Source organism: Micromonospora zhanjiangensis, assembly GCF_042650605.1.
Taxonomy (GTDB): domain Bacteria; phylum Actinomycetota; class Actinomycetes; order Mycobacteriales; family Micromonosporaceae; genus Micromonospora_J; species Micromonospora_J zhanjiangensis.
On record NZ_JBHSBN010000006.1, the window covers coordinates 93,878 to 114,778 of the forward strand.

The following is a 20,901-nucleotide window of genomic DNA, read 5'->3' on the forward strand; positions in this document are numbered from 1 at the left end:
GGGCACACCGGGACGGCCCGCGGCCGGACCGACGGTCGGCGGGTTTAGTCGGTGGTCAACTCCACCAGCTTCCGGACGGTGTTCCAGTTCCGGCTCGTCGCCGTGAGCCCCGGGAAGGTGGCCGGTTTCGCCAACGCCTCGGCGAGCTTGGACCGACCGATGCCGTTTGGCGCGTACAGGTACAGCGCACGGTCACCGAGCCGGAGCTCGTCGGGCCGGAACGTCGCCGCGTCCAGCGGGGCGACGGTCTTGGGATCGACCGGCCCGGAGAAGAAGGTGACGTGCAGTTGCCGTCCCTCAAGTTCGCCGGCCGGGAACGGGCATGCCTCGACAATGGCGCGCAGGTACCGCCCGCTGCGCACCAGGCATCGCACCGGAAAGCCGAAGTGCTCCTCGACGGCCCGTTCCAACTCTGCGGCGAGCGCGTCCTCGTCACCCGCGCCGCTGCTGAAGACGGCGTTGCCGCTCTGCAGGTAGGTGCGGACGTCGCCGTGCCCGAGCCCTTCCAGTACGGCCCGCAACTCCGTCATCGGGACCTTCTTGCGCCCGCTCACGTTGACACCGCGCAGCAGGGCCGCGTATCTCGTCGTCACCCGGACACGATAGGCCGGGTCTCCGACGTTCATGCTGCGCGTCGCCGGCTCAGCGTGGATCCGAGTCGGCTGCTGATAGTTCGTCGTGCCACGCGGTCGGCTGTGCCGGGAAGCCGGAGTCGCGTTCCGCCCGGTCCTCCAGGGCTGAGTTCTCGGCTTCTCGTTCGGGGGATGACCGCCCGCGTTCAGGTCGATGCCGATCATGCGGGCGTAGTCGGCGAGGATGCCGCCGGCCCTGTCGAGCAGGACCGAGCCGTCCCGCAGCCTGACGATTGCCTGGGCGTAGTTGCCGAGCGCGCGGTCGACCAGCGGGTTGGTGGCTCCGGCGATGCGGGCGCGGAACTCGGTCCGCGCGTTCTCGGCGTCCCGGACGACGACCCTGGCCAGTTCCTGTTGCTGCGTGAGCGAGGTGTGTACGTCGCGCAGCACGGCGGCGACATCGGGCAGGGTCACGGTTCGTACCTCCGGCGGAAGAGATGCGGGACGGGCCGACGAGCTGACCGGCGAGCGTTGATGTGGGTCATGACCGAGCCGTCCACCGAGGATGGCCGGGATAGGGGCGGGACCGACGACCGCCGCAGTCCGGGCAGTTCAGCACGGAGCCGCATCGTCGGCACCAACGAGTTTTGATCTTGAACAGAAACAGGCCGGCGGCGAAGCCGAGCAGCGCAACCGCCGCCAGTGCGAGAGACAGAACCACTGCGCAGTACCTCCCTGGCCTTGGCCTTCGCGGGGGCGGTTTGCCGACCACCCCCGCGAAGGGACCCGCCGCATGCCCGGTGTCGACGTCCCCTGGGAGCGCGGGTCTGCCGCCATGGCCGGATCGGGTTCCTGCCAACGTTGCCTGGCATGCTTGCGCCTATAGTGCTACCGCCCTAGGGATTATGCAAGGTATGCATCTGCTTATGAGTCATCTGACCAGCCTGCCTAGAAATTGCATCCGCCCGGCGGGCACACTTTGACTACGACAGGAGCGAAGGGACATGGAGTTGTCAGCTCGACGCCAGCCACCCACCGTGCGCCTCCGACGGCTCGCGGCGGACCTGCGCGGACTGCGCACCACCGCCCGGCTGACCCGCGACGAGGTCAGCGAGAAGACCGGCATCAACCCCACCACGCTCTACCGCATCGAGACCGCCAAGGTCCGCCCACAGCGCCGCACCCTGATGGCCATGCTCGACATGTACGGCGTCACCGACGAGGACAGACGCAGCGAGCTCATCGCCCTGTCCCGGCAGGCCGCGCAGCTGGGTTGGCTCCAGGCGTACGAGTCGGAGCTGCCCGAGCTGTACACGACGTACATCAGCTTCGAGGCTGAAGCCCGCTCGGTCCACAACTACGAATCGCTGTTCATCCCCGGCCTTCTCCAGACCGAGAGCTACGCCCGGGAGGTCATCAGCGCTGGTCTGCCGCTGGCATCCACCGAGGACATCCACACCCGAGTCGAGGCGCGGCTGCAACGCCAGGAGTCGCTGCGCAAGAAGGAGCCAATCCGACTCTGGGCAATCATCGACGAGGCGGTGCTGTACCGCGAGGTAGGCGGCGGCGAAATCATGCGGGAGCAGCTTGAGGCGTTGGTGACCTCCGCCGCTCAGCCGCACGTCACCCTCCAGGTCATCCCGTTCACCACCGGCGCTCACGCCGGCATGCCCGGCTCCTTCGTCGTCATGGATTTCCCCGACCCGGCCGACCCCGCCCTGGTGTACATCGACAGCATGGCCGGCGACCTCTTCCTCGAACGCGAAGCCGACGTCCGTCGCTTCGCCACGACCTTCGAGCACCTCCAGGCCACCGCCCTGGATCCCGCGGGCTCGATCAAGACGATCGAGGCCCAGATCAACAAGCTCAAAGAGAGAGGCGGTGCGGGATGACCCGCCAAACCCCGTCCGACGCGCACTGGAAGAAGAGCAGCCGGTCCAGCGCGAACGGCCAGTGCGTTGAGGTTGCTGACCTCGTTGACGTGGTAGCGCTTCGGGACAGCAAGGACCCAGTGGGCCCAGCTCTCCTGTTCCACCGAGAGGGCTGGACCAACTTCCTCGTCGGCGCCAAGGGCGGCCAGTTCACGAAGCGGTAGGCCACCCAGATCGCCATCGTCACGATGCGGACGCGAGGAAGGTCATCCGACGGGCGCGCGCACCCCTAACCCCTGCCTCGCAAAGGCGGGTGACGGGCGTCGAGCGTCATCGACAAGCACCAAGGCTAGTTCACGAGCATGGCGGTCCTCAGTCCGCCGCCCATGGTCAGCCCGGCGGCGTGGGCGCCTCAGCAGGCTTCCCGGCTGCCCGGCGAGTGTCGGCGACGGCGATCGCGAGCAACACCACGGGCACTACGGCGACCACCCCCAGCGGCGGGGCGAAGGTCAACGGCACGGCGAGCAGCAGCAGGGCACCAATGCCGAGCAGCCGGGACCGGGACACGCGGGAGAAGACAACCCACTCCAGCAGCGTGCGGCCCGCCACGAACAGAGCCGGGCCGCCGAGCATCAACGCAAGCCAGGCCTTGTACGTGTAGCCGCCGGGGTGCTTCTGCACCAGTTCATTGCCGATGGCGATGGCTGCAACCCCTATGATCATAAACAAATGGGAGGTCCCGGCTACTCGGCCCAGGCTGGCGGGATTGGCCGCCAGCGTGACCGCCGACCCGAACAGCTCGCCTGCCTTGTAGAAGTAGATACGCCAGAGCAGCACAGCGGTGATGAACGCGATCACCAGCCCCAACGTCTGCGGAAGGCGCGGGCTCTCGGACGCCTCGGTGTAGGCAATCCCGACCGCGAGGATCGTCTCACCGAGCACAATCAGCACCAACTGCTGGTATCGATCAGCAAGATGCCCGGCAGCGTCCTCCCAAGCCAAAATGCGCTCCGGCTTTTGCCACGGCACCCACCAACCCAGCCGAGCCGATCCGTACTCGATGACGATCGCGAGCGACCAGAGCAGCATCCTGGCTGCACCGTGGGCGACGGCACCGAGCAGCCACGCCGCGGCGGACACGCAGAACCAGACCAGGATTCCCCAGTAGAGGCGCTGCAACCAATGTGACCGCAGGGCCAAAGCGACCACCAGCGCCCGGCCGGCCTGGAGCGCGACGTAGACCCCGGCGAAGGCCCACGCACTACCGTCGAACGCCTTCGGCGTGACGACGCCCAGAAGCAGCACCCCGAATGCCGTCACCAGCACCATGACCTGCACCGCCATGCGGCGGGGCTCGAAGCGCGCCGTACTGTACGCCGTCATCGACCAGACCCACGTCAGCGGCAGGATCAGCAGCAGTGCCTGCAGCAAACTCGCCCACTTCCCTGCGCCAGCAGGGGAAGACGCCAGTTGCGACGTGCTGGTAGCCACCACTCGATTGAGAGCGAAGACCAGCACAAGATCGAAAAAAAGTTCGACGAAGCTCGCCTCCTGCTTGCTCCGCTCACTCCGGAGAAGCCTCACCCCCGAACCCATTGCCGCACCAGCACCTTCCATGCCAGCCATTCAATGCTGGAATGCCGCCTCGCGAAGGGGGATCGCGGCTACCGGCCGACTGACCGGCATGTGAACAGGATGATCACAGGCAAGAACGAGAGGATGACCCAGCCGCCAGGCGTCAGGCGGGACGGCCACAGAGCGACAGCGGCAGCGGCCGGCGCGCGCCCAGGCAGTCGACTGCGTGGCAACCAAGGCGGCCGGCGGCCTGCGGTTCCACGATCTACGGCACTGCTACCCCTCAATCAGAGGAAGAGCCAGCGGAGGAGGGAACGGGCCGTGCCCTGGCCAGATGATGTGGTGGAGCCCAGGGGACTTGAACCCCTAACCCCTGCCTTGCAAAGGCAGTGCTCTGCCAGTTGAGCTAGGGCCCCGGGACCGACACCGGCCCGGCCGAACCGCCGAGGCGGTCCGGAGACTATCGGAGGTCGGGAGCGGTGGTGGCCTCGTGCCAGAGGGCGCGCTCGTCGTTGGAGTCCTTGACCTTCTTGGCCACCAGGGCGGCCGCGCCGAGGACACCGACGATGATCAGAAGCTTCTTCAACATGGCATCCCTCGCGTTCGACAGACCGTCGGACGATGTGAAGTGGGGCTAGCTGGAATCGAACCAGCGACCTCAGAGTTATCAGCTCTGCGCTCTAACCGACTGAGCTATAGCCCCCCGCTCGCGCCGAGCAAGGTTACCGTACCGCTCGGCGCCGCCCCAAATCGGGGTGGCACCGTCGCCGTGACCGGGCGGGTCCGGCAACGACGCCCGGGGCGACCGCGGTGGGCGGCCGGCCCGGACGTCGCGAGTTCCGTCCGGTCAGTCCCGCTCGGCGAGCGTCAGCTCGATGCCGCCGACCAGGTCGGCGCAGACGTTGTAGATGAACGCACCGAGGGTGGCGAGGGCGGTGAACAGCACCACGTTGACCAGGCCGATCAGGGCCGAGGTGCCGATCACGCCCTTGGCCGTGATCTTGAAGCCGCCGCCGCCCTGGCCGCCGGCGGCGCCAAGCAAGTCGGAGAGGCTGGTGTTGACGCTCTTGAACACGCCCATCGCGTCGAGCGCCAGATAGAGCACCGACGTTGCGACGATCACCACGATGAACAGCACCACCGACACGGCGGCGGAGAACTTCATCACCGACCACGGGTCGATCCGCTTGAGGTTCAGCCGGGCCCGCCGGGGGCCTCGCGAGGCGGCCGAGTTGACCGTGCTGCGCGCCGCCCGTACGGCTTCGGTGACCCGGGCCGCGCCGACGGCCGCCGCGCCGGGCGCCCCGGAGCGACCCGGCGTCGGGCCGCCGGAGACCGGCCGGGTGGCGCCGGTCTGGCCGGGACGACCGATTCCGGTCGGTACGGGCCGGGTCGCGTCCGCGCCCGGACCCGCCGGTCCGGCGGAATTTCCGGGCGCCTGCTGGCCCGCGCCCGCCGACTTGCCACCGGACGCCTTGCCGCTGCCCGCCTTGCCGCCGGCCGACGCGGACGGCCTGGAGACCGGCTGGGTGGCTTCCGCACCCTGCCCCTTGCCACCGTCACCCGCAACGCCACCGTCACCCGCAACGTCGGCGGGCTGGTCCGGCGGTGGCGGCATGCCGGGTGCCCGGGTGAACTTGGGGGACGGCGCGTCGGCGGGGACTACCGCCCGGCCGACCGCCGCGCGGCCGGTCGCTGCCGAGCCGCCACCGGCGGACTCCTCATCGACCGGGTTGGTCGAGGCCCCCGCAGCCCCCGACTTCGCCTGTGTCTCCGTCATCAACTAGTCCTGTTCGTCAGGCTCGTCGGCATTGCGAGCAATGGCCACGATTGTTACGCCGTCTGGAAGGTCCATCAACTTGACCCCCATTGTGTTCCGATCGCGAGTACGGCGTACAGGCTTCACGGGAGTCCGGATGACCCCGCCGTTGCTGGTGATCGCGAACAGCTCGTCATCCGGGTTGATCACTACCGCACCGACCAGCCCGCCACGGCGCTCGGTGATCTTCGCAGTGAGCACACCCTTACCTCCCCGACCCTGGACCGGGTATTCCTCGATCGGAGTACGTTTTGCGTATCCTCCGTTCGTGGCGACCAGGACGTCCGTCTCGACGTCCATCCCGGGCCGGACCACCTCCATCGCCAGCAGTTCGTCTTCCTCGCTGAACCGCATGCCGATGACTCCGGAGGTCGCCCGACCCATCGGGCGCAGCGCCTCGTCGGTGGCATTGAACCGTATCGCCTGAGCCTTCTTCGACACCAGTAGGAGATCTTCCTCCGGCCCGACCAAGGCCGCACCGACCAACTCGTCCTCGTCCCGCAGGTTGATCGCGATGATGCCACCAGATCGGTTGGAATCGAACTCTTCGAGTCTGGTCTTCTTCACCAGACCCTTCCGGGTGGCCAGCACCAGATACGGCGCCACCTGGTAATCCGGGATCTGGATCACCTGGGCGATGTGCTCGTCGGCCTGGAACGCCAGGAGGTTGGCGACGTGCTGGCCCTTGGCCACCCGGTTCGCCTCCGGCAGTTCGTACGCCTTGGCCCGGTAGACCCGACCCTTGTTGGTGAAGAACAACATCCAGTTGTGCGTCGAACCGACGAAGAAGTGGCTGACGATGTCGTCCTGCCGCAGGCTGGCACCGCTGACACCCTTGCCGCCGCGCCGCTGCGACCGGTAGAGATCGACCTTGGTCCGCTTGGCGTAACCGGTCCGAGTGATGGTGACCACAACGTCCTCGCGGGCGATGAGATCCTCCATCGAAACTTCACCCTCGAACGGCACGATCTTCGTCCGCCGGTCGTCGCCCCACTTCGCCACGATCTCGCCGAGCTCCTCGGAAACGATCTTCCGCTGCCGCTCCGGCTTGGCCAGGATGTCCTTCAGGTCGGCGATCTCCAGTTCCAGCTTCGCCAACTCGTCGATGATCTTCTGCCGCTCCAGCGCGGCGAGCCGGCGCAGCTGCATGTCCAGGATCGCGGTCGCCTGGATCTCGTCGATCGTCAACAGCTGGATCAGGCCCTGCCGGGCCTCGTCCACCGTCGGCGACCGGCGGATCAACGCGATCACCTCGTCCAACGCGTCCAGCGCCTTCACCAGACCGCGCAGGATGTGCGCCCGCTCCTCCGCCTTGCGCAACCGGAACGCGGTACGCCGGCGGATCACGTCGATCTGGTGCTCGACGTAGTACCGGATGAACTGCGCCAGGTTGAGCGTGCGCGGCACCCCGTCGACCAGCGCCAGCATGTTCGCGCCGAACGTCTCCTGCAGCTGGGTGTGCTTGTAGAGGTTGTTCAGCACCACCTTGGCGACCGCGTCGCGCTTGAGCACCAGCACGATCCGCATGCCCGTACGGCCGGACGACTCGTCCTTGATGTCGGCGATCCCGGCGAGTTTGCCATCCTTGATCAGCTCGGCGATCCGCTCGGCCAGGTTGTCCGGGTTCACCTGGTACGGCAGCTCGGTGACGACCAGGCTGGTCCGCCCCCGGGCGTCCTCCTCCACCTCCACCACGGCCCGCATCCGGATCGAACCACGACCCGTGCGGTACGCGTCCTGGATCGGCTGGGTGCCGACGATCAGACCGTGGGTCGGGAAGTCCGGCCCCTTCACGATGCCGATCAACGCGTCGAGGGTGGTGGCCTCGTCCTCCTCGGGGTGCTCCAGGCACCACTGCACCGCCGCGGCGATCTCCCGCAGGTTGTGCGGCGGGATCTTGGTCGCCATCCCGACCGCGATGCCCTCGGACCCGTTCACCAGCAGGTTCGGGATCCGGGACGGCAGGATCGTCGGTTCCTTGGCCCGGCCGTCGTAGTTGTCCTGCAGCTCGACCGTGTCCTCGTCGATGTCCCGCAGCATCTCCATCGCCAGCGGGTCGAGCTTGCACTCGGTGTAGCGCATCGCCGCAGCAGGATCATTTCCGGGCGAACCGAAGTTGCCGTTGCCGTCGACCAGCGGGTAGCGCAGCGACCACGGCTGGGCCATCCGGACCAGGGCGTCGTAGATGGCGCTGTCGCCGTGCGGGTGGAACTGGCCCATCACGTCGCCGACGACCCGGGAGCACTTCACGTAACCCCGGTCCGGCCGGTAGCCGGAGTCGAACATCGCGTACAGGATCTTGCGGTGTACGGGCTTGAGCCCGTCCCGTACGTCCGGCAGCGCCCGCCCGACGATGACGCTCATCGCGTAGTCGAGGTAGGAGCGCTGCATCTCCACCTCGAGCCCCACCGGCTCGATGCGGTCGTGCTGAACGGCCGCGGCGAGTACCGCCGGGACCTCCGGCTCGCTGTTAGCGGACTCGGGAGTATCCGTCACTGTCAACCCTTATCAGACTCAAAGCCGCATCTGCCTGTGGATAACGGCTGTGGAAACCGGCGAAGCTGTGGATAACCGTGTGGAGGATGGTCCGGGCGGCGGTATCGCCGCTGGTCAGCGGGGGCCGCCCGGGCCGACCCTCAGATGTCCAGAAAGCGCACGTCCTTCGCGTTGCGCTGGATGAACGACCGTCGGGCCTCCACGTCCTCGCCCATCAGCACGCTGAACAACTCGTCGGCCGTCGCGGCGTCGTCGAGCGTGACCTGGCGCAGGGTACGGGTGGCCGGGTTCATCGTGGTCTCCCACAACTCGGGGTAGTTCATCTCGCCGAGACCCTTGAACCGCTGGATGTCGTCCGGCTTGGCGTTGGCCTTCTTCTGCTGACGCAGCGCGATCAGCCCGTCCCGTTCCCGGTCGGAGTACGCGTACTGGGCGTCGTCGCCCTTCCGGTTCCATTTGATCTTGTAGAGCGGCGGGGCGGCCAGGTAGACGTGGCCCAGCTCGACCAGCGGCCGCATGAACCGGAACAGCAGGGTGAGCAGCAGCGTCTGGATGTGCTGGCCGTCCACGTCGGCGTCGGCCATCAGTACGATCTTGTGGTAGCGCAGCTTCTCGATGTCGAAGTCGTCGTGGATGCCGGTCCCCAGCGCGGTGATCAGGGCCTGGACCTCGTTGTTCTTCAGCACCCGGTCGATCCGGGCCTTCTCCACGTTGAGGATCTTGCCGCGGATCGGCAGGATCGCCTGGGTCCGCGGGTCCCGGCCCTGCTTGGCCGAGCCGCCCGCCGAGTCACCCTCGACGATGAACACCTCGGACTCGCGCGGATCGGTGGACTGGCAGTCGGCCAGCTTGCCCGGCATCGAGCCGGACTCCAGCAGCGACTTGCGCCGGGCCAGCTTGCGCGCCTGCTGGGCGGCGATCCGGGCCCGGGCGGCCTGGGACGCCTTGGTGATGATGGTCTTGGCCTCGGCCGGGTTGCGGTCCAACCAGTCCACCAGCCACTCGTTGCAGACCCGCTGGACGAAGCTCTTCACCGGGGTGTTGCCGAGCTTGGTCTTGGTCTGGCCCTCGAACTGCGGGTTGGCCAGCTTGACCGAGATGATCGCCGCGAGCCCTTCCCGGATGTCCTCGCCGGAGAGCTTCTCGTCGCCCTTGAGGAACTTCTTCTCGGCGCCGTACCGGTTGATCAAGCTGGTCAGCGCGGCCCGGAAGCCCTCCTCGTGGGTGCCGCCCTCGTGGGTGTTGATCGTGTTGGCGAAGGTGTAGACGGACTCGCCGTACGACTCGTTCCACTGCATGGCGATCTCGACCGCCATGCCCTCCTCCTCGCCGCTGAACTCGACCACCGACCGGTGGATCGGGTTCTTCGAGTTGTTGAGGTGCCGGACGAAGTCGGCGATGCCGCCCTTGTAGCAGAAGGTGACCTCGCGCGGCTTGCCGTCCTCCTCCTGCACCCGCTCGTCGCGCAGGTGGATGGTCAGGCCGCGGTTGAGGAAGGCGTACTCCTGGATCCGCCGGTAGATGGTCTCGAAGGAAAGTTCGACGGTCTCGAAGACGGCGGGGTCGGGCCAGAACGAGACGGCGGAGCCGGTCCGGTCGGTGGTCTCGCCCTTCTCCAGCGGGGTCGGTACCGAGTTGGTGTAGTGCTGCCGCCAGACGTACCCGGACTTGTGGATCTCCACGAACATCTTCGTGGACAGCGCGTTGACCACCGAGACGCCCACGCCGTGCAGACCACCGGAGACCGCGTACGCCTTGCCGTCGAACTTGCCGCCCGCGTGCAGCACGGTCAGCGCCACCTCGACGCCGGGCTTCTTCAGCTTCGGGTGCAGGTCGACCGGGAAGCCACGGCCGTTGTCGGTGACCCGCACGCCGCCGTCGGCGAGCAGCACCACCTCGATGGTGTCGCAGTAACCGGCCAGGGCCTCGTCGACCGCGTTGTCCACGACCTCCCAGACCAGGTGGTGCAGACCCCGTTCGCCGGTCGACCCGATGTACATGCCGGGGCGCTTACGGACCGCTTCCAGACCTTCCAGGACGGTGATCGACTCGGCGCCGTACTCCTGCTTGTTCTGCGCTGCCACCTTGGCCACTTTCTCGCGTCCGGGCGCCGGGGGCGCACGGGCGCGGGTTCGGCGGGCGGCCAGGGGACGTGGGGCGCCGGGACCACCCGGCGGGAATCCCCCGGTACGGTCGACCTGCGCCGAACGCCGGCGGTCACCCGCGGATCGCGAACGGCTCGGACCGGTGCGCGCCGCGACCCCGGGTAGGGAACCCGCGTCGCCGCACACACCGCTTCCTCGTCTCTTCCCCGATCCTACTGTGCCGACACGACAGAACGGGCATCCGGCACCCCTGGAAAGCCACCTGAGACCTCCGTAGCCGGACGATCGACGCCCTCCGCGACTCCCCCCACACGCACCGGCTCTGATCACGGACCGCTCGGCGGCCCGGACGAACGTGACGGACCGCCGGGGATGGCGGAAACGGTGGGCCGTGCCGTAACTTTGCGTCGCCGTCCCTTAGACCACCGGCGGTCGGGTTTCGCCCGATCCGCCCCTCGACCGAGAAGGTGACGCCCGATGGGGCTGGACAACGTCGCGGTGCGCTGGCCGCGGACCGGCCGCTTCTACGACCCGGTGGCGCCGGCCGAGTTCGTCGACTTCGGCGAACTCGCCGAGTCGCCCGAGGTGGCCGCGCCGACCGCCGCCCTGGCCGGATACATCGCCAAGACCGGCTCGGTCCGGGCCACTGCCTACACCGAGCTGGTCGACCTGCTGCTCGGTCTCGACGGCGTGCTGTACGCCACGGAGGCCGCAGCCGAGGACGAGGATCCGGTGATCGACCCGGACGGCTGCGCCTGGATCGCCGGCGGCCTGGAGCGGTTCGTCGACGGGCACGAGCGGGAGGGCGAACTGGTGACCTTCGACACCGTGGGCGCCGTCCTGCGGGCCGCGCTCACCGGCGGGCGGCTGCCCGAGCAGCAGCTGCGCTGGCTGGACGGGCGGCTGGACGCGCTGCGGGACGATTCGGGCGCCGCACCGCAGTGGAGCTTCCCGCGTTCGGAGCTGGCCGTGCTGGCCGGTTTCTACCGCCGCTGCGCCGACCGGGGCTTCGCCGTCTACGCCGACTCCTGACGGTCGGCACGACCCGACCCGGGCGTCGGTCAGCCGTAGGTGTCGCGTGGTCCCCGGCCACGGACCCGCCGCGGACCACGCGACCAGGACGGTGCGGCCGGCCCGTGGATGTGCAGCTTCCGGACGACGTTGTGGCCGACCTCGCCCGCGATCCGCTTCAACAGCGACCCGGCCAGCAGCCGCAGCTGGGTGGCCCAGGCGGTCGACTCGGCCTCCACGGTCAGCTCGCCGTTCTCCAGCTTGACCGGTCGGCTGTGTTTGGCGATCTCGGCGCCGACCACCCGTTCCCAGGCGCCGAAGACGGTGGCCTCGGCGGTGGGCTGCTGCCAGCCGCGCGCCTTGACCAGTCGGGCCAGCACCGTGCCGAGCAACTGCGGGTCGCGGGGGTCGGGGCCCGGGCCGGAGTAGCCGCGTAACCGTCTCGGCGCGCCACCACCACCCGCGGGGCTTCCGGGGTCGCGGCGGCGGGGTCGGGCGGCGTCCCGCCGGGCCTTGGCCGCGTCCAGCACCGCCCGCGCCAGTTCCGGTCCGGCCGGTGCCGTAGGCCCGGCCGACGGCGCGGGCCCGGCGGATCCTGCCGAACCCGCGGATTCCGTCGACCTGTTCGGTCCCGCCGGTGCGCCGGCCTGCCCCTCGGCGGCACCGGTCGGTTTGCGGTCAGCCGGCACGTCGCACCGTCCCCTCGGAAACCTGGTAGCGGACACCGCGCAGGGCGTCCGGCACGTCGTCGGGCACCGCGCAGGTGATCAGCACCTGGCTCGCCCCGCCGACCAGTTCGGCGAGCCGCTGACGCCGGCCGGCGTCCAACTCGGCGAAGACGTCGTCGAGGGCCAGCACCGGCTCGATCCCGTCCGCCCGGAGCAGGTCGTACGCGGCGAGCCGCAGGGCCAGCGCGTACGACCACGATTCGCCGTGGCTGGCGTACCCCCGGGCCGGGAGGGCACCGAGGGTGAGGGTCAGTTCGTCGCGGTGCGGACCGACCAGGGTGACACCGCGTTCGATCTCCGCGGACCGGGCCTCGCCCAGCGCCCGGGTCAGGGCGGCGGCCAGGCCGTCCCGGTCGGGCGGCCCGTCCGGCAGCTCGATCGACGGGCGGTAGGCGATGCCGGCCGCGCCGTGGCCCGCGGCCACCGCGTCGTACGCCTTGGCGACGTGCGGAGCCAGCGCGGCGACCAGTTCCAGCCGACCGGCCAGCAACTCGGCGCCGTGCCGGGCCAGATGGGTGTCCCAGACGGCCAGCGTGGACAGGGCCGAGCCGGCGTCACCCGCCGGCTGGTTACCGTCCTCGTCGGGCGGTTCGGCGGGCACCGGCCGGGTTCGCCGCCCGCCGCCCGCCCGACGGGCCAGGTACGCCGTCCGCAGCAGGGCGTTCCGTTGCTTGACCACCCGCTCGTAGTCGGCCCGTACCCCGGCGAACCGGGGCATCCGGGCGACGAGCAGGTCGTCCAGGTAGCGCCGACGTTCCGCCGGGTCGCCCCGGACCAGTTCCAGGTCCTCGGGCGCGAAGAGCACCAGCCGCAGCGCGCCGAGCACGTCCCGGGGCCTGCGTACGGCCGACCGGCCGAGCCGGGCTCGGTTGGCCCGGCCGGGGACGATCTCCAGCTCGACGAGCAGTTCCCGGCCCTCGTGCACGACGGCGCACCGGATGACGCCGGCCGGCGCGCCGGCCCGGACCAGCGGGACGTCGGTGGCGACCCGGTGACTGCCCAGGGTCGCCACGTAGCCCAACGCCTCGAGCAGGTTGGTCTTGCCCATCCCGTTCGGCCCGACGAAGACGTTCCCGCCCGGTTCAAGATCGATCTGAACCCGCTCGTAGGAACGGAAGTCGACCAGCTGAAGGCTGCGGACGTACACCGGGCGGTGGGTCAGTTCTTGTGGGTGGCGTGCCCGCCGAACTGGTTGCGCAGCGCGGCCACCGCCTTCAGCGCGGGCGAGGCGTCCTCCCGGGAGGCGAACCGGGCGAACAGCGCCGCGGTGATCACGTGCAGCGGTACGGCGAGCCGGACCGCCTCGTCCACGGTCCACCGGCCCTCGCCGGTGTCGTCCGCCCAGGCGCGCAGGCCGGCCAACTCCGGGTCCTCGTCCAGGGCCCGGTCCAGCAGGTCGAGCAGCCAGGACCGCACCACCGTGCCGTCGCGCCAGGACTTGAACACCCCGGGGACGTTGGTCACCAGCTCCGACTTGGTGAGCAGCTCGTAGCCCTCGGCGTAGGCCTGCATGAGGCCGTACTCGATGCCGTTGTGCACCATCTTGGCGTAGTGCCCGGCGCCGACCGGCCCGGCGTGCACGAACCCGAACTCACTGGCCGGCTTGAGCGCGTCGAAGATCGGCATGAGCCGCCCCACGTGTTCCTCGCTGCCGCCGACCATCAGGCCGTAGCCGCCCTCGCGGCCCCAGATGCCACCCGAGACGCCGACGTCGAGGTAGCCCAGGCCGCGCTCGGCGAGGCGCTCGGCGCGCGGTCCGTCGTCGGTGAACCGCGAGTTGCCGCCGTCGATGACGATGTCACCCTCGTCGAGCAGGCCCGCCAGGTCGTCGATGGTGGCGTCGGTGACCGCGGCCGGCACCATCACCCAGATCGCCCGGGGTGCCGCCAGCCGCTGGACGAGCCCGCGCAGGTCGGTGACGTCGCTCAGATCCGGATCACGGTCGAAGCCGACAACCTCGTGCCCGGCGGCTCGCAGCCGCTCGCGCATGTTGCCGCCCATCCGGCCGAGGCCAACCAGGCCGAGTTGCATGACGCGTTACCTTTCGTGTGCCGGAACCGCAGCGGGTCAGCGGGTGACCCGGATCGGCATGATCACGTAACGGTAACCCGGGATGACCTCGCCGTCCTCCTGAGCGGGAGCGAGGACCGCCGGCTTGAACGCGTCGACGAAGTCCAGCCGGGCGATGGCCGAACCGAGGTTCTGCAGGCCGTCGATGAGGTACTGGGGGTTGAACCCGATGGTCAGCGGCTCGCCTGTGAAGTCCGCCTCCATCGCCTCGCTGGCCCGTGCCTCCTCGGTGCCGCCGGCCTCGACCACCAGTCCGTCCGGGCTGAAGCTCAGCAGCACCGGGGTGGCCCGCTCGGCGACCAGGGCGACCCGCTTCACCACCTCGACCAGGGCCGGGACGGAGAGCCGGGCCTCGGCGTTGTGGCTGGTCGGGAAGATCGACCGGACCGGCGGGTAGTTGGCGCCGTCGAGCAGTCGGCTGGTGGTCCGGCGGGTGCCGCCGGCCAGACCGATCATGCCCTCACCCGCGGTGCCGTGCGACAGCGCCACGGTCACCTCGCCGCCGATCGGGCCGAGCGCCTTCGCGGTGTCGTGCAACGTCCGGGCCGGGACCAGCGCGTTGATGCTCAGTTCCGGGTCGTCCGGACGCCACTGCAGCTCCCGCAGGGCCAGCCGGTAGCGGTCGGTGGCGAGCATCGACATGGTGGAACCGTCGAGTTCGATCCGGACGCCGGTCATCATCGGCAGCGTCTCGTCCCGGCCGGCCGCCACGGCGACCTGCGCGACGGCGGACGCGAACGCGGCGGCGTCGACGGTGCCGGCGCTCTGCGGCATCTCGGGCAGGGTGGGGTAGTCCTCGACCGGCATGGTCGGCAGGGTGAACCGGGCGCTGCCGCAGACCAGTTCCAGGTGTGCGCCGACGGCCGCGATGTCCACCGGCTTGGCCGGCAGCGCCTTGGTGATCTCGGCGAGCAGTCGACCGGAGACCAGCGCGGCACCGTCGGCGTCGCCCTGAACCTCGACCGTCACCTGGCTCGACACCTCGTAGTCGAACCCGGAGACCTGCAGGTTGCCCTCGGACAACCGCAGCATCACGCCGGCGAGCACCGGCACCGACGGGCGGTTGGGCAGGCTCTTCGCCGTCCAGGCCACCGCGTCAGCGAGCGCGTCGCGCTCCACTCGGAACTTCATGCTTGCCTCCGCCTCGACGTCAGCGACAACTGTCTCATGCCGGCGCGCGCCAGCCGGGCCGGCTGACCGTGCGGGTCCGACTCGAACCTTAGGGCGCGTCGGCATCGGCCGTGTGCCCGACCCCGGTGTTCCGGGTGCCGAGCCTGGGTACGGATACCGAAACGGAGCCGATCCACAGGAAGCCCAACGGTGATGATTGGTTTTTGTTCTCTTAGAAGAGATAACTCATCGTCTTCATCGGTCCTGTGCAAACTGTGGAGAACTCGCATCACCGCAGGTCAGCGAGTTTTCCACCGGTGATTTCGCTGTGGAGAACCCCGGGTGCAAGTGGCTCCTCGGTCCACAGCCGGTCCCGGCCGGTCGGTTGTCCACCGTTGTCCACCGGTCATCCACCGGTTTTCCCCCGGGTTTCTCCCCAGCTGTGTGGACAACGATTCCTTGATCAATTCTGGTTGTCCCCAGAACCTTCAACAGGCCATGCACAGGCCACCCCCGATCGGTGGATCGCGACCGTCGACGTCCACAGGCGTCCACAGGCTTCCACAGCCGTTGTCCACAACCTGTGGGTGACGAGGTCGAGCCGGAGCGTGGTTTTTCCACAGGCTGTGTCACAGCGGGTGTGGACGACGGGTCAATCCTGTGGACGGACATGACGGCGATCCTGGGCCGTCGACCGGGTCGAGGGTCAACCCCGGGCCGCCCGGTGCCCGTTCCGCGACGACGAACGCCCGGCCGAGATCCGGCCGGGCGCGTGCTCGGGTACGCCTCAGGTGTTCTGCTTGATCCGGTTGGTCAGCTCGGCGATCTGGTTGTACAGCGAACGGCGCTCGGCCATCTGCTGGCGGATCTTCCGGTCGGCGTGCATGACCGTGGTGTGGTCCCGACCGCCGAACGCCTGGCCGATCCGTGGCAGGGACAGCTCGGTCAGCTCGCGGCACAGGTACATGGCGACCTGGCGGGCGTTGACCAACACCCGGGACCGGGACTGTCCGCGCAGATCCTCCAGGCTCACCCCGAAGTAGTCGGCGGTGGAAACCATGATCTGTTCCGCGTTGATCTCCGGCCCGGAACCGTCCGGGATGAAGTCCCGCAGCACCTCCTCGGCCAGCGACAACTCCACCGACGAACGGGTGAGGCTGGCGAACGCCGTCACCCGGATCAGCGCACCCTCCAACTCCCGGATCGAGTTGGACACCCGGGAGGCGATGAACTCCAGCACGTCCGGCGGCGCGTACATCCGCTCCTGGGCGGCCTTCTTCTGCAGGATCGCGATCCGGGTCTCCAGGTCCGGCGGCTGGATGTCGGCCAGCAGGCCCCACTCGAACCGGGTCCGCATCCGGTCCTCCAGCGTCGCGAGCTGGCGGGGTGACCGGTCGGACGTGATCACGATCTGCTTGTTGGCGTTGTGCAGCGTGTTGAAGGTGTGGAAGAACTCCTCCTGGGTGCGTTCGCGGTTCTCCAGGAACTGGATGTCGTCGATCAGCAGGATGTCGACGTCGCGGTAGCGCCGCTGGAACGCGCTGGTCTTGTCGTCCCGGAGCGAGTTGATGAAGTCGTTGGTGAACTCTTCGGTGGAGACGTAGCGCACCGACCGGGCGTTGCCCAGCGTGGTGGCGTAGTGGCCGATGGCGTGCAACAGGTGGGTCTTGCCCAGCCCCGAGTGCCCGTAGATGAACAACGGGTTGTACGCCTTGGCGGGCGACTCGGCGACGGCCACCGAGGCGGCGTGCGCGAACCGGTTGGAGGAGCCGATGACGAACGTCTCGAACATGTACTTGGGGTTGAGCCGGTTGCCACCGGAGTCCGTCGTACCCGGCTGCCGCCGGTCGTCCCGACCACCCGGCCGGTGGTCCCGCGGGGTGGCCCGGCCGGGACCGCTGTCGGTGCCGCCGTCGGGCACCAGCCCGCGCGGTCCCGACTGGTCCCGCAGACCCATCGGGTCGTCGCGGTAGCCGCGGCCGGCCGGCCGGTGTCCGTCGATGTGCGGGTCCGTCGCCCGGGAAGCCGGGCCACGTTCGTCGAACCCGCGCGGCTCCGGCGCCGGGAACGGGGTGGCGAACAGGGTGTCCTGCCCGCCGTCCCCCCGGCCGGCGGGTGCGGGTCGGGGATGGGGGGTGGCGCCGGGCGGGCCGGGGCGTTGCTGAGCCGACCCGGTCGGCGGCTCGGGGCGTCGTTCCGCGAGATCCGGGTCGTCCGGCCCGGTGCGCCGCCCGGCGCCGTCCGGCGGGTGGTCGACCTCGGCGTGGCGGAAGTCACCCGGAAACCGGTCGGGACCGTCCGGCGCGGCCTCGGTGTCCCGGACCGGGTAGCCGAGCTGCTGACCGGCGAAGCCGCCCGGGGCGGCCTGGTCGGCGTAACCCCCGGGGGCGGCCTGGTCGGCGTAACCGCCCGGGGCGGCCTGGTCGGCATAGCCGCCAGGGGCGGCGACGGCGCTGCCGTACAGGGTGCCGGCCGGTCGGCCCGGTGGGTCCTCGGGGGGACGGACGGTGACGGCGACCTGGATGGCCCGGCCGAGCCGCCGGGACAACGCCTCGGTGATGGCCGGCCGGAGCCGGGACTCGATCACGTCACGGGTGAAGGCGTCCGGTACGGACAGCAGAGCGGTGTCCTCGACGATGGCGCGCAGTCGGGTGAGCCGGAGGTAGGCCCGCTGCTGGGCCGAGATGATCTCGTCGGCCAGTTCCTCCGTGGTCGCCGTCCAGACCGCGGCAAGGTCGATCGTGTCGGCCACCGTCGCGCCACCCCCCTCGCCTCTGCTCCCCGGTCGCCGCTGGAGGTCCAGTCGGCCGTTCCGGGCCCGCTGCCGCGCTCGAACAGGCGGGAGGTCGCGTTCTCGATCGACTCCCGACCGTCGTCCACAAGTTATCCACAGCCTGTGTACCGGCCGAATGTGGCCCTAACGTAGGACGTTCGTCGGATCCCGTACCTGTCCTCACGGCGGTGGTACGGACTTACCGTGCCGAACGATTAACGAGCTTGTCCGGTTTTGCGCGGTAGCGACAGAGACCCCCGGACGCCGACCGCAAACGGGCACGCTAACAGCGTTGTCCACACCCCATCAACTGCCGGGCCGCCGGAGCACCGACCGGGCCGGCGCCGCCGGCCCGGTCGCGCGCCGCGTCGACGTACCCGATGTCCGCTGCTGGGGGCGTTTGACGGTCAATGCGGTCGTGCGTACGCTGGATCGGTTGCTCCGTCGCCCTCTGATAGGGTGATGGGTGCTCGCTGCCCGCGGGCATTGTCGTCGTGCGCGTCGCTGGTCGTCGTGCGCGCCGGCCGTGTCCCGACGGTCGGCAAGATCGTAGTCGTCCCCTGGACGGCCTACGCCAGACCACCACACGACCCCGGTGAACCGGGCCGGGGCGTACGAAGACGGAGAGCCTGACGTGAGCAAGCGCACCTTCCAGCCGAACAACCGCCGGCGTGCCAAGACCCACGGCTTCCGGCTGCGGATGCGTACCCGCGCCGGCCGCGCCATCCTGTCGTCCCGCCGTTCCAAGGGCCGCACCCGGCTGTCGGCCTGACGGCCGCAGCGGGACCCGGTCCGCGGGATGTAGGGCAATCGTGCTGACCGCCGCCCAGCGACTGCGGCGCAGCAACGACTTCGCCGCGGCGGTTCGCGGCGGGCGCCGGGCCGGTCGGGGCGGTGTGGTCGTCCATCTGCACCTGCCGACGGCCCGGTCGACGGAGCCGGCCGCGGACAACACACCATCGCCGGAGCCGGCGCGGACAGCCGGTACGGAGTCGATCTCCGTACCCGCCCGCGCCGGCTTCGTCGTGTCCAAGGCGGTGGGTGGCGCGGTGGTTCGCAACGCCGTCCGGCGCCGGCTCCGGCACCTGGTACGCGAGCGGATCGCCGACCTGCCACCGGGCAGCACCCTGGTGGTCCGGGCGCTGCCCGTCGCGGCGGACCTGCCGTACGCCCGGTTGGGGGCCGACCTGGACGCGGCCCTCGTCGCCGCCCGTTCGCCCCGGCGTCCGGCCCGGCGGTCACGATGACCGGTTCGACGGGCATCCCCGAGCCCACGACACTCGGTGCCCGAGTGCTGGCTTGGCCCATCGTCGCGTACCGTCGGTGGATAAGCCCGGCACTGCCGGCCCGCTGTCGGTTCTACCCGTCGTGCAGCGCGTACGCCCTGGAGGCGGTCGCGCGGCACGGTGCCCTTCGGGGGACCGTCCTGGCGGCGCGGCGGCTGCTGCGCTGCCACCCCTTCCACCCCGGTGGATTTGACCCGGTGCCGGAGCCGGGCGGCCGCCCTGCCGATGTGACTGGAGCCCCGAATTGAGTCTCGACTGGATCTACTGGGCGATCTCGTGGATCCTGCTGCGCTGGCACTCCCTGTGGGACGCGGTCGGGGTGTCGGCCCACTCCGTGCTGGGCACCAACTGGGCCTGGATCCTGGCGATCATCTTCCTGGTGGTCACCGTCCGGGTGATCCTGTTCCCGGTCTTCGTCAAGCAGATCAAGTCGCAGCGGGCCATGCAGGCGCTCCAGCCCAGGGTCAAGGAGCTGCAGGAGAAGCACAAGGGTGACCGGGAGACGCTCCAGAAGGAGATGATGGAGCTCTACCGGAAGGAAAAGGCCAACCCGCTGATGGGCTGCCTTCCGATGTTCCTGCAGATCCCGGTCTTCCTCGGCCTCTTCCACACGCTCAAGCGGCTCGACCCGGCCAAACAGGCCAAGACCCTGTACGGCTGGAGCGTCGACCAGTTCGACAGCGCGGCGAGCGCCAAGCTCTTCGACGCCCCGATCGCGGGCAAGTTCGGCTCGACCGCCGACGAGTTGGCCCGGCTCGGCGCCAACGGCGGCACCGTGAAGATCGTCGCCGGCGTCCTGGTCGCCATCATGATCGCCACCACGTACCTGACCAGCCGGCAGATGATCCTCAAGACCGGCTGGGCGGAGGACCCGCAGCAGAAGATGATCCAGCGGTTGATGCTCTACGGCATCCCGGTCTCGCTGCTGGTCTCCGGCTCGATCTTCCCGATCGGTGTGATCATCTACTGGGTCACCAACAACCTCTTCACCCTCGGTCAGCAGCAGTGGGTGCTGCGCAAGTACCCGCCGCCGCCCACCCCGGGCAAGGCCGCCAAGCCGGCCGGCACCCCGCGCAATCCGGCGCAGCCGGCCAAGTCGGGTGGCCTGTTCGGCCGCTCGAAGGCGAACGGCACCGAGGCGCCGGCCAAGCCCGCGGTGGCCAACAAGGCGCTCGCCCCCAAGCCGGGTGCCAAGCCGGTCAACCCCAAGAAGAGCCGCCCGGCCAAGCGCCAGGGCTGACCTGCTCGGCCGCCGTCGACCGGCGCCGGGATCCGCGGTCGTGCCGCCGCCCCTCCGGGCCGGCGCCGACCCGGATCCCGGTTCCGCCGCGACGGCGCCGGCGACGGGCGACACCGCCCGTGCAGACGTGCCCGTGGCGGCCCGGTGCTCACCTGCCGGCCGCCCGGGGAACCACCGGACCGAGTGCGGTCCGGCCGATCGAGTACGGAGATGAGACCGTGACCGACACCAGCATTCCGCCCGCG

General features: G+C 69.7%; 18 protein-coding genes and 2 tRNA genes. 7 read left to right on the plus strand and 13 right to left on the minus strand.

Annotated elements, in window-relative coordinates; all coding sequences use genetic code 11:
- Positions 1-44: 44 nt before the first annotated feature.
- Positions 45-1,046 (minus strand): DUF1697 domain-containing protein, encoded by a 1,002-nt coding sequence (locus tag ACFOX0_RS11165; RefSeq protein ID WP_377544463.1) that lies wholly within the window; start codon positions 1,044-1,046, stop codon positions 45-47.
- 530 nt (positions 1,047-1,576) lie between these two features.
- On the opposite strand from ACFOX0_RS11165, the gene ACFOX0_RS11170 reads away from it, so the two are divergent.
- Together ACFOX0_RS11170 and ACFOX0_RS11175 are read left to right on the plus strand one after the other, a co-directional pair.
- Complete coding sequence (locus ACFOX0_RS11170) at positions 1,577-2,464, plus strand: helix-turn-helix domain-containing protein (RefSeq protein WP_377544466.1); 888 nt, start codon at positions 1,577-1,579, stop codon at positions 2,462-2,464.
- On the plus strand, positions 2,461-2,667 hold the full coding sequence (locus tag ACFOX0_RS11175) for a DUF397 domain-containing protein (RefSeq protein WP_377544468.1): 207 nt from the start codon (positions 2,461-2,463) through the stop codon (positions 2,665-2,667). Before ACFOX0_RS11170 ends, ACFOX0_RS11175 begins: the two co-directional genes overlap by 4 nt.
- A 166-nt stretch (positions 2,668-2,833) precedes the next feature.
- On the opposite strand, the gene ACFOX0_RS11180 is transcribed toward ACFOX0_RS11175, so the two are convergent.
- From ACFOX0_RS11180 to gyrB, 7 genes are all read right to left on the minus strand, one after another.
- The gene (locus ACFOX0_RS11180) at positions 2,834-4,060 is read right to left on the minus strand and encodes a low temperature requirement protein A (RefSeq protein ID WP_377544470.1); all 1,227 of its coding nucleotides are present in this window, start codon (positions 4,058-4,060) and stop codon (positions 2,834-2,836) included.
- 298 nt (positions 4,061-4,358) lie between these two features.
- Positions 4,359-4,434: transfer RNA gene (locus ACFOX0_RS11185), tRNA-Ala, on the minus strand.
- Positions 4,435-4,478: 44 nt separating this feature from the next.
- A complete protein-coding gene (locus ACFOX0_RS11190; protein ID WP_377544472.1) occupies positions 4,479-4,607 on the minus strand; it encodes a DLW-39 family protein in 129 nt (42 codons plus the stop codon).
- 40 nt (positions 4,608-4,647) lie between these two features.
- A tRNA-Ile gene (locus tag ACFOX0_RS11195) sits at positions 4,648-4,721 on the minus strand.
- Positions 4,722-4,865: 144 nt separating this feature from the next.
- Positions 4,866-5,798 carry a DUF3566 domain-containing protein gene (locus ACFOX0_RS11200; protein ID WP_377544474.1) on the minus strand — a complete coding sequence of 311 codons (933 nt, stop codon included), beginning with the start codon at positions 5,796-5,798 and terminating at the stop codon, positions 4,866-4,868.
- Between the two features lie 3 nt (positions 5,799-5,801).
- Positions 5,802-8,333 (minus strand): DNA gyrase subunit A, encoded by a 2,532-nt coding sequence (gene gyrA / locus ACFOX0_RS11205; protein ID WP_377544476.1) that lies wholly within the window; start codon positions 8,331-8,333, stop codon positions 5,802-5,804.
- 140 nt (positions 8,334-8,473) lie between these two features.
- Complete coding sequence (gene gyrB, locus ACFOX0_RS11210) at positions 8,474-10,417, minus strand: DNA topoisomerase (ATP-hydrolyzing) subunit B (protein ID WP_377544478.1); 1,944 nt, start codon at positions 10,415-10,417, stop codon at positions 8,474-8,476.
- Between the two features lie 498 nt (positions 10,418-10,915).
- Here gyrB and ACFOX0_RS11215 point away from each other — a divergent pair, with 498 nt between their 5' ends.
- A complete protein-coding gene (locus ACFOX0_RS11215; protein ID WP_377544480.1) occupies positions 10,916-11,470 on the plus strand; it encodes a hypothetical protein in 555 nt (184 codons plus the stop codon).
- A gap of 29 nt (positions 11,471-11,499) precedes the next feature.
- Here the strand turns inward: ACFOX0_RS11215 and ACFOX0_RS11220 are convergent, their stop codons facing one another.
- From ACFOX0_RS11220 to dnaA, 5 genes are all read right to left on the minus strand, one after another.
- On the minus strand, positions 11,500-12,138 hold the full coding sequence (locus tag ACFOX0_RS11220; RefSeq protein WP_377544482.1) for a DUF721 domain-containing protein: 639 nt from the start codon (positions 12,136-12,138) through the stop codon (positions 11,500-11,502).
- Positions 12,128-13,324, minus strand: a complete 1,197-nt coding sequence (locus ACFOX0_RS11225) for a DNA replication/repair protein RecF (RefSeq protein ID WP_377544485.1) — start codon at positions 13,322-13,324, stop codon at positions 12,128-12,130. The genes ACFOX0_RS11220 and ACFOX0_RS11225 overlap by 11 nt, the downstream gene beginning before the upstream one ends.
- Positions 13,325-13,335: 11 nt before the next feature.
- Positions 13,336-14,208 carry a phosphogluconate dehydrogenase (NAD(+)-dependent, decarboxylating) gene (gnd, locus tag ACFOX0_RS11230; protein WP_377544487.1) on the minus strand — a complete coding sequence of 291 codons (873 nt, stop codon included), beginning with the start codon at positions 14,206-14,208 and terminating at the stop codon, positions 13,336-13,338.
- Positions 14,209-14,244: 36 nt separating this feature from the next.
- The gene (dnaN, locus tag ACFOX0_RS11235) at positions 14,245-15,378 is read right to left on the minus strand and encodes a DNA polymerase III subunit beta (protein ID WP_377544489.1); all 1,134 of its coding nucleotides are present in this window, start codon (positions 15,376-15,378) and stop codon (positions 14,245-14,247) included.
- Positions 15,379-16,144: 766 nt separating this feature from the next.
- Positions 16,145-18,109 (minus strand): chromosomal replication initiator protein DnaA, encoded by a 1,965-nt coding sequence (dnaA, locus tag ACFOX0_RS11240; protein WP_377544491.1) that lies wholly within the window; start codon positions 18,107-18,109, stop codon positions 16,145-16,147.
- Positions 18,110-18,764: 655 nt separating this feature from the next.
- Here dnaA and rpmH point away from each other — a divergent pair.
- Genes rpmH through yidC form a run of 4 tightly spaced genes read left to right on the plus strand, consistent with a single transcriptional unit; the run spans position 18,765 to position 20,656 of the window.
- Positions 18,765-18,902, plus strand: a complete 138-nt coding sequence (rpmH, locus tag ACFOX0_RS11245) for a 50S ribosomal protein L34 (RefSeq protein ID WP_377544493.1) — start codon at positions 18,765-18,767, stop codon at positions 18,900-18,902.
- Between the two features lie 40 nt (positions 18,903-18,942).
- Positions 18,943-19,377, plus strand: a complete 435-nt coding sequence (rnpA, locus tag ACFOX0_RS11250; protein ID WP_377544495.1) for a ribonuclease P protein component — start codon at positions 18,943-18,945, stop codon at positions 19,375-19,377.
- Positions 19,374-19,664, plus strand: coding sequence for a membrane protein insertion efficiency factor YidD (gene yidD / locus ACFOX0_RS11255; protein ID WP_377544497.1), 291 nt, complete (start codon positions 19,374-19,376; stop codon positions 19,662-19,664). Before rnpA ends, yidD begins: the two co-directional genes overlap by 4 nt.
- Positions 19,661-20,656 (plus strand): membrane protein insertase YidC, encoded by a 996-nt coding sequence (gene yidC, locus ACFOX0_RS11260; RefSeq protein ID WP_377544499.1) that lies wholly within the window; start codon positions 19,661-19,663, stop codon positions 20,654-20,656. Before yidD ends, yidC begins: the two co-directional genes overlap by 4 nt.
- Positions 20,657-20,901 lie beyond the last annotated feature (245 nt).

Excerpts from the sequence above, each read along its gene's own strand:
- yidD (WP_377544497.1), top strand. The coding sequence starts at position 19,374 with ATGACCGGTTCGACGGGCATCCCCGAGCCCACGACACTCGGTGCCCGA.
- ACFOX0_RS11190 (WP_377544472.1), bottom strand. The coding sequence starts at position 4,607 with ATGTTGAAGAAGCTTCTGATCATCGTCGGTGTCCTCGGCGCGGCCGCC.
- dnaN (WP_377544489.1), bottom strand. The coding sequence starts at position 15,378 with ATGAAGTTCCGAGTGGAGCGCGACGCGCTCGCTGACGCGGTGGCCTGG.
- ACFOX0_RS11200 (WP_377544474.1), bottom strand. The coding sequence starts at position 5,798 with ATGACGGAGACACAGGCGAAGTCGGGGGCTGCGGGGGCCTCGACCAAC.
- ACFOX0_RS11175 (WP_377544468.1), top strand. The coding sequence starts at position 2,461 with ATGACCCGCCAAACCCCGTCCGACGCGCACTGGAAGAAGAGCAGCCGG.
- ACFOX0_RS11215 (WP_377544480.1), top strand. The coding sequence starts at position 10,916 with ATGGGGCTGGACAACGTCGCGGTGCGCTGGCCGCGGACCGGCCGCTTC.
- ACFOX0_RS11170 (WP_377544466.1), top strand. The coding sequence starts at position 1,577 with ATGGAGTTGTCAGCTCGACGCCAGCCACCCACCGTGCGCCTCCGACGG.
- gnd (WP_377544487.1), bottom strand. The coding sequence starts at position 14,208 with ATGCAACTCGGCCTGGTTGGCCTCGGCCGGATGGGCGGCAACATGCGC.
- ACFOX0_RS11180 (WP_377544470.1), bottom strand. The coding sequence starts at position 4,060 with ATGGAAGGTGCTGGTGCGGCAATGGGTTCGGGGGTGAGGCTTCTCCGG.